General features: G+C 69.8%; 14 protein-coding genes. 2 read left to right on the top strand and 12 right to left on the bottom strand.

All coding sequences use genetic code 11. From position 1 onward, the window contains the following. Positions 1–26: 26 nt before the first annotated feature. Positions 27–2,489, bottom strand: coding sequence for a hypothetical protein (locus DKM19_RS05320; RefSeq protein WP_162641309.1), 2,463 nt, complete (start codon positions 2,487–2,489; stop codon positions 27–29). 317 nt (positions 2,490–2,806) lie between these two features. Between DKM19_RS05320 and cofD the strand changes: the two genes are divergently transcribed. Both cofD and DKM19_RS05310 read left to right on the top strand, forming a co-directional pair. Further along, positions 2,807–3,781 (top strand): 2-phospho-L-lactate transferase, encoded by a 975-nt coding sequence (gene cofD / locus DKM19_RS05315; RefSeq protein WP_110694738.1) that lies wholly within the window; start codon positions 2,807–2,809, stop codon positions 3,779–3,781. Continuing rightward, a complete protein-coding gene (locus tag DKM19_RS05310) occupies positions 3,778–5,097 on the top strand; it encodes a coenzyme F420-0:L-glutamate ligase (RefSeq protein WP_239514093.1) in 1,320 nt (439 codons plus the stop codon). The genes cofD and DKM19_RS05310 overlap by 4 nt, the downstream gene beginning before the upstream one ends. Before the next feature lie 22 nt (positions 5,098–5,119). Here the strand turns inward: DKM19_RS05310 and DKM19_RS05305 are convergent, their stop codons facing one another. From DKM19_RS05305 to DKM19_RS05255, 11 genes are all read right to left on the bottom strand, one after another. Next, positions 5,120–5,374, bottom strand: a complete 255-nt coding sequence (locus DKM19_RS05305; protein ID WP_110694737.1) for a hypothetical protein — start codon at positions 5,372–5,374, stop codon at positions 5,120–5,122. A 303-nt stretch (positions 5,375–5,677) separates the two neighbouring features. Continuing rightward, positions 5,678–6,016, bottom strand: a complete 339-nt coding sequence (locus DKM19_RS05300; protein ID WP_162641308.1) for a hypothetical protein — start codon at positions 6,014–6,016, stop codon at positions 5,678–5,680. 504 nt (positions 6,017–6,520) lie between these two features. Beyond that, complete coding sequence (locus DKM19_RS05295; RefSeq protein ID WP_110694735.1) at positions 6,521–9,109, bottom strand: bifunctional FO biosynthesis protein CofGH; 2,589 nt, start codon at positions 9,107–9,109, stop codon at positions 6,521–6,523. 315 nt (positions 9,110–9,424) lie between these two features. After that, positions 9,425–10,321: a DNA-3-methyladenine glycosylase gene (locus DKM19_RS05290; RefSeq protein ID WP_110694734.1), complete on the bottom strand. Its 897-nt coding sequence runs from the start codon at positions 10,319–10,321 to the stop codon at positions 9,425–9,427. Between the two features lie 15 nt (positions 10,322–10,336). After that, the gene (locus DKM19_RS05285; RefSeq protein WP_110694733.1) at positions 10,337–11,431 is read right to left on the bottom strand and encodes a sugar phosphate nucleotidyltransferase; all 1,095 of its coding nucleotides are present in this window, start codon (positions 11,429–11,431) and stop codon (positions 10,337–10,339) included. Between the two features lie 17 nt (positions 11,432–11,448). Further along, entirely contained in the window at positions 11,449–12,570 is a 1,122-nt protein-coding gene (locus DKM19_RS05280) for a glycosyltransferase family 1 protein (protein ID WP_110694732.1), read from the bottom strand. Positions 12,571–12,660: 90 nt separating this feature from the next. Continuing rightward, positions 12,661–13,587: a lysylphosphatidylglycerol synthase transmembrane domain-containing protein gene (locus tag DKM19_RS05275; RefSeq protein WP_110694731.1), complete on the bottom strand. Its 927-nt coding sequence runs from the start codon at positions 13,585–13,587 to the stop codon at positions 12,661–12,663. 69 nt (positions 13,588–13,656) lie between these two features. Further along, positions 13,657–14,496 carry a class I SAM-dependent methyltransferase gene (locus DKM19_RS05270; RefSeq protein ID WP_110694730.1) on the bottom strand — a complete coding sequence of 280 codons (840 nt, stop codon included), beginning with the start codon at positions 14,494–14,496 and terminating at the stop codon, positions 13,657–13,659. A 300-nt stretch (positions 14,497–14,796) separates the two neighbouring features. Then, positions 14,797–15,975 carry a glycosyltransferase family 4 protein gene (locus DKM19_RS05265; RefSeq protein WP_110694729.1) on the bottom strand — a complete coding sequence of 393 codons (1,179 nt, stop codon included), beginning with the start codon at positions 15,973–15,975 and terminating at the stop codon, positions 14,797–14,799. After that, positions 15,976–16,899, bottom strand: coding sequence for a glycosyltransferase family 2 protein (locus DKM19_RS05260; protein WP_089212811.1), 924 nt, complete (start codon positions 16,897–16,899; stop codon positions 15,976–15,978). It lies immediately after the preceding gene. A 73-nt stretch (positions 16,900–16,972) separates the two neighbouring features. Next, complete coding sequence (locus tag DKM19_RS05255; protein WP_162641307.1) at positions 16,973–17,638, bottom strand: permease-like cell division protein FtsX; 666 nt, start codon at positions 17,636–17,638, stop codon at positions 16,973–16,975. Between the last annotated feature and the right edge of the window lie 117 nt (positions 17,639–17,755).

Raw genomic sequence — 17,755 nt, 5'->3', positions numbered from 1 at the left:
TGCGATCGTGACGATCGCCTGGCCCTTCAGTGCTCTCGGCGGTCGGAACCGTACCAGGACATGTTCTGATCCTGACCGGGGCCCACCCTCTCTCTATCGGGGGTTTCCTCTTCCGTGACCTGGGCCGATCGCTCTGGCTTGTAGATCGCCGTGGGGTCTATGGGCTGGGAGTCCCAAGATCTGGATGCGGGGCCGGGCGCGCCGAGCGGGTCCGCCTGGTAGGCATTCGGGTCGAAACGGAGTGTCGCCTCGGCCGAGGAGTCCCACTGGTGGCTGGTCTGCGGCTGGTATGGCTGCGCGGCCGGTGGGGTTTGGGAGGTCTGCGGGGTCTGCGGGTGACCGAACGGGTCGTCGTAGCTCCCGCTGCTCGGGGGGGCGGCCTGTTCCGGGTAGGCCGTGTGTTCGGGGTAATCCGGGACCCGCAACTGCGGTTCGGTGCCCTGCGCCTGCTGCTGGTAGCTCTCCGCCTGCTGGTATGCCTGGGCGATCTGCTGGGAGCGGAGGTCCACCGGATCGGGGGCCGGCGCCGGATACTGCGGGTTCTGTTCGGCCGGCCGGCCGAACTCCGTGCCGGAGTATCCGGGGAACGGCTGGCCGTAGTTCTCCGGCGGCTGCGGGAAGGACGACTGCGACTGGCTCTCGAAGGACAGGTTGGGGCGGCTCTCCGCCGGTGCGTACGACGGCGGTGCCTGCGCCTCGGGCTGCTGCCCGTAGCCCGAGAGCTGGGGATCCGGCTGCTGGGCGTAGTTCTGCGAGTCCTGCTGTCCGTAGCCCGGAACCTGAGGCTCCTGCTGCCCGTAACCCGGACGCTGGGAGTCGGGCTGCTGGGTGTAGCTCTGCGAGTCCTGCTGCTGTCCGTAGCCGGGGATCTGCTGCGTCTCGGGCTGCTGCCCGTAACCCGAAGGCTGGGCGTTCGGCTGCTGGGCGTAGTTCTGCGAGTCCTGCTGCCCGTAACCCGGAACCTGAGGCTCCTGCTGCCCGTAACCCTGACGCTGGGAATCGGGCTGCTGGGTGTAGCCCGGCTGGGTCTCGGAGTGCTGTCCGTAGCTCGGAAGCTGCGAGTCCGTGTAGGCCGGGGCCGACGACTGCTCCAGGGGAGCGGAGTAGTTCAGCGGGTCGTAGGCCGCGGGCGGCTCGTAGGGCTTGGGCGGGGCCGGCGGCTGGACGTCCGCCGCGACGTACGGGCTCGGGGTGTAGACCTCGGCCGGCGGGGTCGGGAGAGCGGGCGGAGCCTGCGGGGCGGGCTGCTGCGGAGCCTGCACGTAGGCGCCGGTCTGGGCGCCGTACTGCTGGCCCTCCGAGGGAGGCTGAGCGTGGGCGCCCGGCTGGGCGCCGTACTGCTGACTCTCCGCAGGAGGCTGCGCGTAGGCGCCGGGCTGAGCGCCGTACGGCTGCCCCTCCGAAGCCGGCTGCGCGTAGGTACCCGGCTGGGTGCCGTACTGCTGGCCCTCCGAGGGAGGCTGCGCGTAGGCGCCGGGCTGAGCCCCGTACTGCTGACCCTCCGCAGGAGGCTGCGCGTAGCCGCCGGTCTGGGCGCCGTACTGCTGGCCCTCCGAGGGAGGCTGAGCGTAGGCGCCCGGCTGGGTGCCGTACTGCTGGCTCTCCGGAGACGGCTGCGCGTAGGCGGCCTGGGAGTATCCGTCGTTCGCCGGCGGGGTGTAGGCGCCTCCCTGCGGCTGGCCGTATCCCTCCGCGGGCTGACCGTACGTCTCGGAGGCGTTGGCGGCGCTGGGCCCGGGCGGGAGCGCCGGCGGGCTGTACGGAACGTGGGGTGCCGGAGCCGGAGCGGGCGGAGCCTCCTGCGCATAGGCGTGCCCACCTTGCGGTGCCTGATCCTGCGGCTGGAAGCCCTGCTGGGGTGGCTGTCCCTGAACATGCCCGTGCCCGCCCTGCGGGGCGGGTGCGTGAGAGGGCGCCTGACCCATCACGGGAGGGGCGTGCCCCTGAGCGGGAGCCTGGCCCTGGGAGGGCTGTCCCGCGGAGGGCGCGTACCCCTGAGCGGGTGGCTGTCCCTGGGAGGGGGCCTGTCCGGGAGGCGCGTATCCATGCGCGGGAGCCTGCCCCTGGGCGTAGGCGTACTGCTCCTGGGGACGGCCGAAGGCCGCCTCGGAGCGGTTGCCGCCTGCCGGGGCGCGGGCCGAAGTCGCCTTCGGCAGCAGGTAGAGCAGAGCGACCACGGTCAACCCGAGTGCGGGAAGACTGGGGAGAAGAAACTCGATCTTCTGCATGAGGTCCGTCGCACCGCTGAAAACTCCGCCGAACAGTCCGACCAGGCCGAACAGCGCGGAGAGCCCAAGGGTGCCCACGGCCGCGTAGACCATGAGGTTGAACCGCGTGATCACCGGGCCCAGGTGACTGGCCAGCAGCACCGCGCCGACAAGCAGCGCCGTGACCACCGGCGAAGTGAGATCACCCACGTATCCCACCGCACGAAGGGCGAAAGGCAACCCGCCGAACAGCAGCCGTTCGATGCCGACGAGAACGCCCATAGACGCGACGGCGACCATGAGCCATGCAGCCGCTTCTCGAAGCCGGCCTGCCTCGACATTGATCACAACTACCCCCATAGGGTCTTTAGGTAAACCCGGGCCAGTTTTGCACATGGCCGACTTTGGTGTCGGTGGTCTCAAGAAGCCCACCAATCTCATAAGTACTACATTGAACCCTATTGCCCCATATTTCGGACATTGGGCCAGGCGGCCTCGCCAGCGCGGACGATGATCATAACGATCATGAAAAGACTGTCCCACACTCCCCTGGACGCCCCCTAGAACGGCCAGGCCCACCAAATGGAAGACTGGACGACATGCGCATTGTGGCCCTCGCGGGCGGAATCGGAGGAGCCCGTTTCCTCCGTGGCCTCCTCGCCGTAACTCCCAGTTCAGAGATCACCGTCATCGGCAACACCGGTGACGACATCAGCCTCTACGGTCTGCGGGTCTGCCCCGACCTGGACACCGTGATGTACACCCTGGGTGGCGGCATCAACGAGGAGCAGGGCTGGGGACGGCAGAAGGAGTCGTACGTCGTCAAGGAGGAGCTGGCCGCCTACGGCGTCGAGCCGCAGTGGTTCGGCCTGGGCGACCGCGACTTCGCCACCCACATCGTGCGCACCCAGATGATCGACGCCGGATACCCGCTCTCGGCGGTCACCGAGGCGCTGTGCGCACGCTGGGAGCCGGGCGTGCGGCTGATCCCGATGAGCGACGACCGGACCGAGACCCACGTGGTCATCTCCGACGAGCAGGGCCGCCGGGCCGTCCACTTCCAGGAGTGGTGGGTACGGCTGCGCGCCTCGGTCCCGGCCGAGCAGATCATCCTGGTCGGCGCGGACGAGGCCAAGCCCGCCCCCGGGGTGCTCCAGGCCATCGCCGACGCCGACGTGGTGATCCTGCCCCCGTCCAACCCCGTCGTCAGCATCGGCACGATCCTGCAGATCAAGGGCATTCGCGAGGCTCTCGAGGCCAAAACCGTCGTCGGGGTCTCCCCCATCATCGGCGGCGCTCCCGTCCGGGGCATGGCCGACGCCTGCCTCACCGCGATCGGCGTGGACACCACCGCCCAGGCGGTCCTGGAGCTGTACGGCTCGCCGCTGATGGACGGCTGGCTGGTCGCCGAGGAGGACGCCGGGACCGCCCTCGACGGTGTCCTCGTCGAGGCCCGCCCCCTGATCATGCACGACGTCGAGTCCGCCGGGGCCATCGCCCAGGCCGCCCTCGACCTGGCCACGGAGATCGCCGCCCGGCGAGGCACCGCGCCGCAGGGTGAGGACGCCCGGTGAGCAGGATCAGACGCGGGAAGGAAGGCCCCTCCGACATCAGGGTGGAGATCTTCCCGATTCCCGGGATTCCCGAGGTCCGGGAGGGCGACGACGTCGGCGAGCTGATCGCCGCGGCGATGCCGGGTCTGCGCGACGGCGACATCCTCGTGGTCACCTCCAAGATCTCCAGCAAGGCCGAGGGCCGGACCCTCCGGGGCGTCAGCCGCAACGAGGCGATCGCCGGCGAGACCACGCGGGTGGTCGCCCGCCGGGGTGAGACGGTGATCGCGCAGACCACGCACGGATTTGTCATGGCCGCGGCCGGGGTTGACGCCTCCAACACCGAGCCCGGCACCGTCGTGCTGCTGCCCGTCGACCCGGACGCCTCCGCCGCGGCCATCCGCACCGGCATCCGGGAACGGCTCGGCGTGTCGGTCGGCGTGATCATCTCCGACACGTTCGGCCGCACCTGGCGCAACGGCCAGACCGACATGGCCGTCGGCATCGCGGGGGTGACCCCCGCACTCGACTACCGGGGCCTGTCCGACGACCACGGCAACGCGCTGGAGGTCACCCTGACCGCCGTCGCCGACGAGTTCGCCGCGGCCGGGGACCTGGTCAAGGGCAAGCTCGCGCAGACCCCGGTGGCCGTGATCAGGGGCATGGCGGAGTACACCACCGAGGAGCACGGGCCGGGCGTCCGCGAACTGGTCCGCCCGTCCGAGGACGACATGTTCCGGTACGGCTCCCGCGACGTGCTCTTCGCCCGCAGGACCATCCGCGAGTTCTCCGACCGGCCCGTGGACGGCGCCGGGGTCCGCCGGGCGGTGGACGCCGCGATCGCCGCGCCCGCCCCGCACCACACGACCCCGTGGCGGTTCGTCCTGCTGGAGTCGGCGGGGGTCCGCGAGAAGCTGCTCGACGCCATGCGCGAGGCGTGGATCACCGACCTGCGCGGCGACGGCTTCTCCGAGGAGTCGATCGCCAAGCGGATCAGGCGTGGCGACGTACTGCGCGCGGCGCCGTACCTCGCGGTGCCCTGCCTGGTCATGGACGGCTCGCACACCTACCGCGACGACCGGCGCAACACGAGCGAGCGGGAGATGTTCGTGGTCGCGATGGGCGCCGGGGTGCAGAACTTCCTGGTTCAGCTCGCGATGGAGGGCCTGGGCTCCGCCTGGGTGTCGTCCACCATGTTCTGCCGCGACGTGGTCAGGGAGGTCCTCGACCTGCCCCTCGACTGGGACCCGATGGGAGCCGTGGCGATCGGCCATCCGGCCGCCCCGCCCCGGGACCGCGCGCCGAGACAGGCGGCCGACTTCTTCGTCGTCCGCTGAGAGCCGTCCCGTGGCCGGGGTCTCATCCGAACCGGATCGCGTTCGCGACCACCGCGAACAGGATCAGCGCCCCCAGGCCGACCACGATCATGCTCCGGACCGCCGCCCACGCCGCCGATCTCGCCCCCGGGATCTTCTCCGCCGCGTCCGCCGCCGCCTTGACGGCCTTTCCCCATCCCGCCCACGTGTCCATCGTCCGCTGGAAGCGCCGCCCGACAGCGAAAAGGATCACCGCGATCACCACGAGAACCACGATCCGGCCGTCCGAGCCGTCCATCGACACGCTCCTACCTAGGGGGAAGCAGGATTTCGTGACTAAGAGTATGGCATTGACTACTCAAACGACCGGAGAATGCTTTTCCTCGTCTTGTTGAGGACATCGGGCTTGTGGTCGCCGGGCCGTTCGCCGTGTTCGCTGTATTCGGCTGCGTTCGCCGCATTCGACGGTGGCCGATCCGGCGCACACGTCGCCGGCCGTCAAACGGCGAACGGTCCGGCGGAATTCACGGACGCGCGGTGACGCGGCGTGGGCGGCGACTCGGAGAGCCGCCGCCCACGGGTCGGTCGTTGATACCGCCGCTCAGTTGTTGACGCCGGCGCCGCTGCCGCCCGACCCGCCGCTGGCGGGACTGGTGTCGTCGGTGATGCCGATGCCGCCGGCCCTGCCGGTGCCCGTTCCCGTGCCCGTTCCCGTGCCGCCGCCACCGCCGAGACCGTGGCCGGCGCCGCGGCGGAGGCGGCACCTGTCGGGGTTCTTGTGCTTGCGGCAGGGCTTCTGGAGGGCGGTGAAGGTCGAGGTCGTGGAGGTGGTCCGGGCCACGGTGTCGGCGCTGGCGAACTGGGCCGGCATCGTCACGGGTGCGATGAGAGCGGACGCCACCATCGTTCCAGCTGCGAGAGCGTTCCTGACTTTGATCATGATGGATCACTCCATGTCAAACCAGTTCACGCCTGGGCGATACCCGGGCTGACGGGACGCCGAATCGGTGTCGAAAACAATGAAGAGAACGGAAACGACGGAGACGACACCGACGCGGCGCAGAACCTGAATCCCACGGTATTGGAGGGAACTTCATTGACCGCCCAGAAAGGCTCAAAGCCTTGGGCACACCGGATGACGCCCCGATAACCAATGGGAATCAGAGGAGAGAGTCCGACCGCATTCGACCGCGCCATTCCGCCGAAAGCCCGCACCTCAAGGGCTTGCCACCGGGAACGGACCACAATGCCCTGGTAGATCATCGCCATGCGGAAGGCTTTATCTCCCGACGGCTGCCGACCCTTTCCCGGTGGGATCGAGGGCGGTGGGTCCGGCCATAAAGCCTGGGAGAAGCCTGGGACCACTCCCATGCCGCGCAACCGGACCCCCATTAGATTTTCATTGAACTCCAACGGGCCTGAAGTTCACCGTGAACGAATCCCGCTACAACCGCTCAAGCGGCAGGAGGGTGCGCACGCTACGGCAGACGCCGTCGCTCGCCGCCGCGGCGGCCACCCGGTCCGCGTCCGGCACGCCGTAGGAGGTGGTCCGCTGCCGGATCCTCCGTCCTGTCGGGGCCACCATGGCCGCCAGGTCGGTGATCGTCTTGAAGGAGCCGTTCTCCGATCCCGCCATCCGGCTGATCGTCTCCTCCATCAGCGTGCCGCCGAGGTCGTTGACCCCGCCCTGCAGCACCTCTCGGCACAGTCCGTCCTGGAGCTTCACCCAGGAGCACTGGATGTTCTTGATCACGCCGTGCAGGAGGATCCGGGCCAGCGCGTGCACGGCCCTGTTCTCCCGCGCGGTCGGCCCGGGCCGGGCGATCCCCGCCAGGTAGATGGGCGAGCTGTGGTGAACGAACGGCAGCAGCACGAACTCGGAGAACCCGCCGGTCTCCTCCTGGATGCGGCGGATCAGCCGGATGTGCTGGACCCAGTGCGCGTGGTTGTCCACGTGGCCGTACATCATCGTGGACGTCGTCGGGATGCCGACCCTGTGGGCGGTGGAGATGACCTCGACCCACTCCTTGGTCGGCAGCTTGCCCTTGGTGAGCACCCAGCGGACGTCGTCGTCGAGGATCTCGGCCGCGGTGCCGGGGAGCGAGTCGACACCCGCCTCCCTGGCCGCGGTCAGCCAGTCCTCGATGGACAGGTTGGTACGGCTCGCGCCGTTGATGACCTCCATGGGCGAGAAGGCGTGAACGTGCATCTCCGGCACCCGGGCCTTGACCGCCCTGGCGATGTCGAAGTAGGCGCTGCCCGGCATGTCCGGATGGATGCCGCCCTGCATGCACACCTCGGTCGCCCCGGCCTCCCATCCCTCCCAGGCCCGGTCCGCGACCTGCTCCAGCGACAGGGTGTAGGCGTCCGCGTCGGTACGGCGCTGCGCGAAGGCGCAGAAGCGGCAGCCGGTGTAGCAGACGTTGGTGAAGTTGATGTTCCGGTTCACCACGTAGGTGACGTCGTCGCCGACCGCCTCCTTACGGAGACCGTCGGCGATCCGGCACAGCTCCTCCAGCGCCGCGTCGTCCGCCCCGATGCCGTCGGGATCGCCCGCGACGTCGAGCAGGACGAGCGCCTGCGCGTCGGTGAGCCGGGTGGGATCGCTCTCGGCCTGCCGCAGCGCCTGCCGCACGTCGCCCCTGACCACCGAGGAGGCGGCGGGGAGACGCTCCTTGAGCGCCTCCCAGTCGCCGTAGACGTTGTCGAAGTCGTCGCGGCGGTCATTGGTCCGGCCCTCGGTGTCGACGGCCGTGTGCAGGTCGGTCCGTCCCAGGGAGACGAAACCTCCGTCCGGCTCCTGCCAGGGGCGGCCGACGAGGACCGCGTCCTCGCGGGCGAGGCCGGTCTCGGGGTCGGCGAGGGCGGCCACGTGGGCGTTGAGACGGGGGTCGAGCCAGGGCTCCCCGGCCAGCACGTACTCGGGGTAGATGGTCAGCCGCTCGCGCAGGGTAAACCCGGTGGCGGCCGTGCGGGCGGCGAGGTCCTCGATCTGGGGCCACGGGCGCTCGGGGTTGACGTGGTCGGGCGTCAGCGGGGAGACGCCGCCCCAGTCGTCGATGCCCGCCCTGATCATCAGCTCGTACTCGGAGTCGACCAGGTTCGGCGGCGCCTGCACCCGGACCTTGGGCCCCAGCACCAGCCGGGTCACCGCGATCGTGGCGGCCAGCTCCTGCAGGTCGGCGTCCGGCATGCCGCGCATCGCGGTGTCCGGCTTGGCGCGGAAGTTCTGGACGATGATCTCCTGGATCCCGCCGTACTCGCGCGCCACCTTGCGCAGCGCGAACACCGACTCGGCGCGGTCCTCGATCGTCTCGCCGATGCCGATGAGGATCCCGCTGGTGAACGGCACGTTCGTCCGCCCCGCGTCCTCCAGCACGCGCAGCCGTACCGCGGGGTCCTTGTCCGGTGAGCCGTGGTGCGCCTGTCCCTTCTCCTCGAACAGCCGTCGCGAGGTCGTCTCCAGCATCATGCCCATGGACGGCGCGACCGGCTTGAGACGCTGCAGGTCCTTCCAGGTCATGACGCCCGGGTTCAGGTGGGGCAGCAGCCCGGTCTCCTCCAGCACCCGAATGGCCATCGCGCGGACGTAGGACAGCGTGTCGTCGTAGCCGTGCGCGTCCAGCCACTCGCGGGCCTGGTGCCAGCGGTCCTCGGGCCGGTCGCCCAGGGTGAACAGCGCCTCCTTGCACCCCATGGCCGCGCCCTGCCTGGCGATCTCCAGCACCTCGTCGGGGCTGAGGAACATGCTCTCCAGTTTGTGCGGGGCGGTGGCGAACGTGCAGTAACCGCAGCGGTCCCGGCAGAGCCGGGTCAGCGGGATGAAGACCTTGCGGCTGTAGGTGATGATTCCCTGTCGCCCCACGGCCTCCAGTCCCGCGTCCCTGACTCGGCCGGCATGCCCGAGCAGGGTCTCAAGGTGTTCGTCCCTGGCGTGGAGCAGGACGGTGGCTTCGGTCACGTCGAGAGCTTTGCCGTCGCGGGCCCTGGCCAGGGCCCGGCGCATCGCGTTATCGGTGGGGTTCACGCTCATTCCCGCACAGTACGACGGAGCGCCCACCGATCGAGCGGCGGGTCGGGGGGTTATAGGGGACAGAGCCGGAATAGAGCCCGTGACGATGCAGTTCTGCTAAACGGTGCACACAAGCAAGTCTCGATAGACGTAAATGCTTGCGTATACATACATTAGAGGCATCGCACCGGAACCCGCCTCAGGAGCCGAAAATGATCTGGTTTCTCCTCGCCCTCGCCGCCGTCGCCGTCCTTGCCCCACTGATCGGAGCCGACACCCGCGACGGGCGCGACTGGCAGCCCGCCGCCCCCTCTGGGGCCTCGGAAGAGAACGGCCTCAGAACGACCGGTAGTCTCGCGCGGGCATCCGCGGCCCCCGAGCGGGTGGCCGCACACCGCCCAGCCCCAGCAACCTGCTGACCCGGTGCCGGTGCCCCCGGTAGGGAGCCAGCAGCCGCAACATCTCCGCGTCGTCGGCCCGCCGGCCGCTCAGCGACCAGCCCACCAGCGACGGCAGATGGAAGTCGCCCACCGAGACCGCGTCCGCGTCACCGTGCGACCTCTGCCGCACCTCCGCCGACGTCCACACCCCTATCCCGGGCAGCGCCCGCAGCAGCCGATCCGCGTCGGCGCTGCCCCCGGCCGCTTCCAGCTTCACGGCGTGCCGCGCCGCGTTCACGATCGTGCGCGCCCGTACGGCCTCGGCCCCCGCCCGATGCCAGTCCCACGAGGGGATGGCCCGCCACACCTCGGGCTCGGGGAAGACCCGCATCCCCTCGGGCGCCGGCCCCGGCGCGGGCTCGCCGTACCGGCCGAGCAGCCATCGCCACGCCCGCCACGCCTCAAGGCTCACGACCTTCTGTTCGAGCACCGCGGGCACAAGAGCCTCCAGCACCCGTGACGTCCTCCCGATCCTGAGCCCCACGTAGCGCCTGGCCGCGTTCTTGACGACGTCGTGCTCGGGAACGAACCCCGAGAGATCGTCCTCCACGCCGAGCAGCGCGGGGAGCGTCTCCAGCAGCCACCCCGCTCCCGGCCCCCAGGCGGTGGCGGCGACCTGCCCGCCCCGGGCGGACACCCGCAGCGTGCCGGGACCGTCGGGCGTGCGCGAGGTCCGCCAGACGCTCCCGTCGGGCGTCCTTCTCCAGGTGGGATCGCCGTTCCCGTGCCGGTGCGGCCCCAGCGTCAGCTCAAGGTCGAGCGGCATCGTGGAGCGCCACTCACGCTCTCTCATGATCTTCGTACGGGATCAGGCGTCGCTGGAGAAGCGGATCGCGCACTCGGGAAGCACGATGCCGGGCCAGATGCGGCTACCGGCCAGCAGCTCGTTGCCCGGGCCGACGACCGCGCGGTCACCGACCACCACCTCGCGCAGGACCGCTCCAGAGTCGACGCGGGCGCCGATGCCGACCACCGAGTCGACCACGACCGCGCCCGACTGGATCACGCAGTCGTCGCCGAGCACGCTGCCGGAGACCTGCGCGCCGGACTCCACCGTCGCGCGGGCCCCGATCACCGAACCTCCGCCGACCTTGGCCTCGGGCGAGATCATGGCGCCGGGCAGGGCGAGGAAGTCTCCGGTGGGACCGGGCAGGGCCGGCGAGGCGAGACGGCCGAGGACGAGGTCACGGGAGCCCTGGACGAAAGCTGCGGGCGTGCCCACGTCGAGCCAGTAGGACGCGTCGGCGTAACCGAGCACCAGGGCACCGCTCTCGATCAGGTTGGGGAACGTCTCCCGCTCGACCGAGACGACCTCGTCCGCCGGAATCGAGTCGATCACCGAACGGGTGAAGACGTAGCATCCGGCGTTGATCCGGTTGGTGACCGGGTTCGGGGTCTTCTCGAGGAAGGCGGTCACCCGGCCGTCGTCGTCGGTCGGCACGCAGCCGAACCGCGAGGGGTCTTCCACCTCGGTCAGGTGCAGGGTGACGGCGGCCCCCCGGGCGACGTGCATGCCGACCTGCTCACGAATGTCGTGGCCGGACAGGATGTCGCCGTTGAGCACCAGCACCGGCGCGTCCGGGTCCGAGCTCAGCGCCTCGGCGGCGTTGCGGATGGCGCCGCCGGTGCCGAGCGGGGTCTCCTCGGTCATGTATTCCAGGGAGAGCCCGAACGCCGCGCCGTCTCCGAAGGCCTCGCAGAACATCTCCGCCCGGTAGGAGGTGGCGAACACGATGCGCCGCACGCCGGACGCCCTGGCCCGCGCGAGCTGGTGGGCGAGAAAGGGCACCCCCGCCGTCGGCAGCAGCGGTTTGGGCGTGCCAAGCGTCAACGGACGCAGGCGCGTCCCCTGTCCTCCGACGAGGAGAATCGCCTCGAGCTCCGGCAAAGGGGTCTCCATCATTCCGCGAGGCTAGCTCACTACTCGGCAGCGCGTTGGTAGGAGAGCAGATGGGCCTCCGCCGACGCCTCCCAAGTGAATTCCCTGGCCCGGGTCATTCCCGCCGTGGACAGGGCCTGCCTGCGCTCCGACGAGGACAGCAGCGCCCGCAACGCGTCGGCGATGCTCACGTCGTCGGGCTCGGTGTAGGCGACCGCGTCGCCGCCCACCTCCGGCAGCGAGGTGCGGTGCGTGGTGAGCACCGGCGCGCCGCAGGCCATGGCCTCCAGGACCGGGAGCCCGAAGCCCTCGCCCCGTGAGGGGAAGGCCGCCACGAGCGCGCCGCCGAGAAAACCCGACAGGTCGGTAAAGGCGAGAAAGCCCGGACGGAGCACTCGCACGGTCGACGGGACCTCGCTCACCGCGGCGTCCACGTCGGCGTCACGGATGCTCCCGGCCAGCACCAGGGCGGGCGGATCGGAAAGGTCCTGAACGGCGCGCACGAAGCCGCGGATCAGGTTTGGCACGTTCTTACGGGGCTCCAGGGGGCCGAGGAAGGCCACGTAGGGGGTGCCGTGCAGGCCGAGCCGGTCGGAGGCGCGCTTGATCTCGCGCTCGGACGGCCGGTGGAACAGCACCGGGTCCACCCCGTGGTAGGCGACGTCGATCCGCGTGGGATCGGCGGCGAGCACCCGGATCAACTCGTCGCGGGTCGCCTTGGAGGGCACGATCACCCTCGACGCGTGCCGCACGGCCGTGCGGGTCGCCGAGCGGAAGAAAGACGCCTTGACCGCGTTGTGCTGCGTGGACTCGGTGAACCAGGTGAGGTCGTGCACGGTCGCCACGGTCGGCAGGCCCGAGCCGAGCGGGATCGAGTAGTAAGGGGCGTGGATCACCTGTGCGCCGGCCTGCCGGGCGAGGAGCGGGAGGCCGGTCTGCTCCCAGGCCAGCCGGGCGGCCCGGTTGGTGATCCCATGAGGTCCGGGCACGATCCGGGCAGAAGGTGCGAGCCCGGCGTACCGCTCGGCGTCGGCACGCTGGCAGACGACCGCGAGATCGGCGCCCGCCCTGTCCAGGGCGGCGACAAGTCCATCGACGTACCTGATCAGCGCACCGCGATCGGCCGGAACCGCAGCCGCGTCGACGAGCACTCGAGGCGTCAAGAAGGATCGCTCCCCTCAAAATCCACTCGGGACAGCCGTCCCCTTCTTCCATTAACTCTATTGCCAGAGTCTCTGAAAACGTGGGGGAAATCACACGGCTTTTCCCTGAACGGAATCACTCTGGGAGTCAACGGAACGTCGTGCCGCCAGACCTGCGATCCCGGCGCAGATGAGATCGCCGAGGACGATCACAATTCTGGAGCAGAGCGCCGCCGCGATCGCCGATCCCTGGTCCAGAACCGGCGCCAGGACGGCCACCATGGCCACCTCGCGCACCCCCGCTCCCGCGGGGACCACGAACGTCATGATTCCCAGGCACCAGGACAGCGCGAACGCGCCGACGGAGAACAGGACCATCGACACGCCCGAGAGCCCGAGCTCATGGATGATCGCCGCCAGGTGCAGGCCGTACGCGGTCCAGCCGAGCAGCGCCCAGCCCAGCGCGGTGAGCATGCCCCTGCGGGTGAGCGGGCGCTCCAGCGGCTCGCGCTTCAGCTTCCGCAGCCCGAACCCGACGACCGCGTTGATCACCCGCGGCTCGAACACCACCGCGAGCACCGGGATCAGCAGGAACACCCAGGCGTACGGCGCGACGGAGCCCGGCAGGGCGGTCAGCAGCGTCACCGCCGAGATCAGCAGGCCGCTGGCGAGCTGCACCGGCAGCGTCAGGAAGAAGGCGGCGGCGCTGCGTGACCTGGGAACGCCCAGCTCGCGCCCCATCTCCATCTGGGCGATCACCGGCCAGAGCGAGCCGGGGATGTATTTGCCCAGCTGACCGACAAAAAAGACCTTCGCTCCCGCGCGGAACGGCAGCGGCGAGCCGAGGTCGGCCAGCAGCGCCCGCCACGTCATCATCCCGCCGCACAGGGCCGCGATCACCGCGACCAGCGACAGCACGAGCGACTGCCACGACAGCCGGGCGAACCCGGTCTGGATCTCGTCCCACTTGCTCGCCACCGCCCACGCGCCGAACCCGAGCGCGAGAAGCAGGAAGGCGACGCGGACCAGGCGCTTCACCGTGAGCTCACAGGGAGCGAACCGGGTCGGGAGGCCAGGGCGACGCGGACCAGACGTTTCACCGTGAGCTCACAGTGGGCGAACCGGGTCGGGCGGCTGCGGCAGGGACACTCCGGCGGGGCGGCGGTCGCTCTTGGTCGCCACCCACAGGTAGGTCGGCACCACCGGCAGCAGCGCGCGCAGGACCGGCCGCGGCATCCGGGAGAGCACGCCCCCGGCCACACGGCCGATCACCCCGGGAAACAGCTCGGACCCGGCGAACGCCGCCGGGGTGGCGAGCACCGGGAAGGTGTAGTCCCACACACGCAGGCCGCGCGCCATCCTGCGCAGGCCGCGACGCGTCCGGTAGCGCTCATAGTAGCTGTCGGCCCTGCCGGACAGCCGGACGTAGCGGTCGGCCAGCGCGGGCGGCAGGTAGGACAGGAACGGCAGCTTGTAGTGCGGCTCCATCACCCCGAGCCGGTTGCCCAGTCCCAGGTAGAGGAGGCCGTCGTCGGTGAGCACCCGGCGCATCTCGGCCATGATCGCGTCCGGGTCGACCACGTGCTCGTAGATGTGGTTGAAGACCAGGACATCGATGGACCCGTCGGGGAAGGGCAGGGCGGTGCCGTCGGCACACACGAACTCGACCCGCTCACCGAACCGCTGGGCCGCCTTGCGCAGGCCCGGCACGTCGATGTCGACGCCGAACGTCCGGCTCGCGCCCGCCGCGGCGAGCTCGTCGGCGATGAACCCCGCCGAGCACCCGATGTCGGCGACCGTCAGCCCGGCGAGGACGTCCTTGTCCCGGCCGAGGAAGTGACCGAGCACCGCCACGATCTTCGCGGCCTTGCGGCGGCGTTTCTCCTCGTCGAGCATCGCCGCCTGGAACTCGGAGTATTCAAGCTGCGCCACCCGTTCGGTGCTCATCGGTCGCCCACCGCTCCTCGGTCGCCCACTGCTTCCCGCGCCGCCACGACGTCACTTACCGCGTGTCGATGCACCACGATGTCGCTCACTGCCCTCTGACGCGCCCTAACGCGTCTGACACGCTGCGACGCCCAAGAATACCGGTGACCCGGGACCCCGCCGCCGGATAACGCCCAGCATCCCGGCAGACGCCCAGCTCAGCCGGGCGGACACCCTGTCCGGCCCCTTCGCGGATTCCCGCCTCAACGGAGGAGGCGCCCGGTCTCCCGGAGCAGATGCCCGGCCGACCGCAGCCGGGCATCAGGGTGAGACCAGCGCCTCGATGTAGGAGGCCCAGTAGGGCTCGGGGTCGACGGCCTTGACCCCGGCGCGGAGCCGCTCGGGCTCGCCGGGACGGTAGAACCCGTCCAGCGCCGCGCGCAGCGCCTCCACCGAGCCGGGCTCGACCAGCAGCCCGTCCACCCCGTCGGTGACGTGGTCGCCGAGCGTGCCGACCCGGGTGGCGATCACCGGCACCCCGTGCTCGTGGCCGAACCACACCTGCTGGCTGGCCGTCCCGCTCCTGTAGGGCAGGACCAGCGCGTCCACGTCCGCGAACAGCCCCGGCACGTCCGCCGCGGCCACGTAGCCTGGTCGCAGCTCCACCCGATCGGTCAGGCCGAGCTCGGCGATCAGCGCCTTCGTCTCGTCCAGGCCACCCCAGAACTCCCCCGCCACCCGCAGCGCCACGCCCTCGGGCAGCGCGCGGATCAGCAGGTCCAGCCCCTTGTACGGCCGGACGAGGCCGAAGAACAGCAGCCGGTCGTGCACGGGGCCGCGCCCCCCGAAGCCATCCTCCTTGGGCTCGAGCTCCCCGGCACGACGTTCCCCAGGCCCAGGCCCCAACGGCTCGCGTTCCTCGGAACGACGTTCCCCGGACTCAGGTTCCCCCGGCCCGCGTTCTGCGGAACGGGGCGGGAGGTGCGGCGCCATCTCCGCGATCCGCACGGGAGCGGGCGTCAGCTCGCGGGCCAGCACGGCCTGCCGCTCGGAGTGGACGAGCACCACATCCGCCCGGCGCAGCAGCGCCTTCATCAGCGGCGCGTCGTACGGCTTGGACTCGTGCGGCAGGACGTTGTGGCAGAGCGCCACGACCTTGGTCCGGCGGCGCAGGCCGTACAGGATGCCCAGGTAGGGCGGGACCTGCACCGGGCTGAGCACCGCGAAGATCACCAGATCGGCGTTCCTGAGCCGCCGGCCGCAGCGGACCCAGCCGTCCGGGCGACGCCAGTCGAGGTCGCGCCGGACATGCGGGAACGGCTCGCCGTCGGGGGTGTCGACGGTCTGCTGCCCTGGATAGAGAAAGGAGGGGTACTGCGCCCGCCACGACTCGATCACCACGTCGTGCCCGGCGGCCCGCAGACGGTGCGCCAGCTCGGTGGTGTGCGCGGCGCCGCCACCCTTGTAGGGGTAGGTCGGCCCGACGACCACGATCCGCATCTACTCGCTCCTGGACCGCACGATGAGGTCGGCCAGCAGCGCCAGCGAGCCGATGAGCAGGCCGGACAGGAAGATCACGATGGTGTTGCTGGTCAGGTAGAACCCGTAGCGGAAGATGTCGACGACACCCTTGACCAGGCCGATGCCGACCAGCCAGAGCGCGGGCGGCATGAGGACCTTGAGCGGGTTGAAGTACATGACCATCCGCAGCACCTGCAGGATGTAACGGTAGGCGTCGGAGATGAAGCTGAACTTCGACGTGCCCGCCCGCTTGCTGTAGCCGATCGGCAGGTAGTAGACGTCGTGCTGGTTCGACAGGAACGACAGCGTGATCGTCGTGACGCAGGAGAAACCGGGCGGCAGCAGCCGCAGGTACGGCTTGGCGACCGACTTGCGGAACGCCCGCAGCCCGCTGTTGAGGTCGGGGATCTTCTGCCCGGCCAGCCGCTCGGCCACCTTGCGGATGAACCACTTCGCCGGCACCCGGAGGAGCTTGTGCGAGCCCTCCTCGGTGGTCCGCGCGCCCACGACCTGGTCGATCGCCGGGTCCTTCTCCAGGATCTGGATGAGTTCGGGGATGCGCTCGTTCGGATACGTCATGTCGGCGTCGGTCCACACGACGATCTCGCCGCGCGCCTCCTGCGTGCCGATCCTGCGCACCGTTCCGGACCCGCCGTTGCGGTGGAACGCCCGGACCCGCATGTTCGGGAACCGCGGCTCGGCCTCCTGCAGCTTGGCCAGGGTCTGGTCGGTGGAGAAGTCGTCGACCGCCACGAGCTCGTAGGTGTATCCGCTGTGGTCCATGGCCTCGCAGATGCGCTCGACCTCGGCGATGACGTGGTCCTGCTCGTTGTAACACGGCAGGACGATGGTCACGTACGGTGTTGCGTCCACAGCTGATCCACTCTCGGGCGTCTCGGGCATGCTCACGTCGGGCGAGGATACTCTGCCCAGCCGGAGGCCGAACGCACTTCACCTCCCCGAGCAGGTCCCGCACCTACCAACCTTCGCCCACAGTCCTGGCAGAGCTGACGCCCGACATCACTTTGACCGTGTCGATCAGCACCTGGGCATCACCCGGATCGGCGAGCTTGACGTAGTAGGACTCGGAGAACCCCTGAGGGTCAGATGCCTTGCGCATCCACCAGAACGAGAACACCTTCGCGGCATGCTCGGAATCCTCGAAGTAAACCTTTTCGACCCCCTCCACCGTTCCCAACCTGGCCTCGATTCTCTCCTTGTCCCACGGAGCGGCGCCATCGTGCCCATCACAGGTGCCGGACGCCTCCGCCGGCCCGCACAGCGCGATCTCGACGTCGGCTTTGCCCTTCCAGAAGGAACCGCCCAAGGTGAAGACATTGGAAACACCGGCCATCTTCTCGAAGGTGGAGCGGATCGGCACGATGTCGGCCCGCCGGTAAAGCCTGCCCTTGAACGACTCCGGCATGTCTTCAACCTGGATGGCCGAGAGTAGGATCTTGTTGTCGGCGTTCTGCTTTCGGAAGTTCGCATACGCCTCCTTTCGGGATTCGAACCTCACCTCCGCCACCTTGGGCATCGCCCGCAGCCTCGCCTCAATGGTTCGTTTCTGCTTCGGTGTGATCGCCCGCTTGCGGCAGCTGTTCAGAGTGTTGCCGTCCATGCACAGAAAGATGTCGAACACTCCGTCTTGGGGCCAGGGACCGGCCGGAGGCGGGGACACCTGAATGAGGCCCCGACTGCCATGGCGACCTTCGGCATCGGCCGTCGCGGCCCCGGCCGCTCCGAGTGCCACCGCGAC

This window comes from Streptosporangium sp. 'caverna', from assembly GCF_003203775.1.
Classification (GTDB): Bacteria; Actinomycetota; Actinomycetes; order Streptosporangiales; family Streptosporangiaceae; genus Streptosporangium; species Streptosporangium subroseum.
The sequence above is the reverse complement of the archived record's forward strand: the minus strand, read 5'-3'. Positions and strand labels throughout refer to the sequence as shown.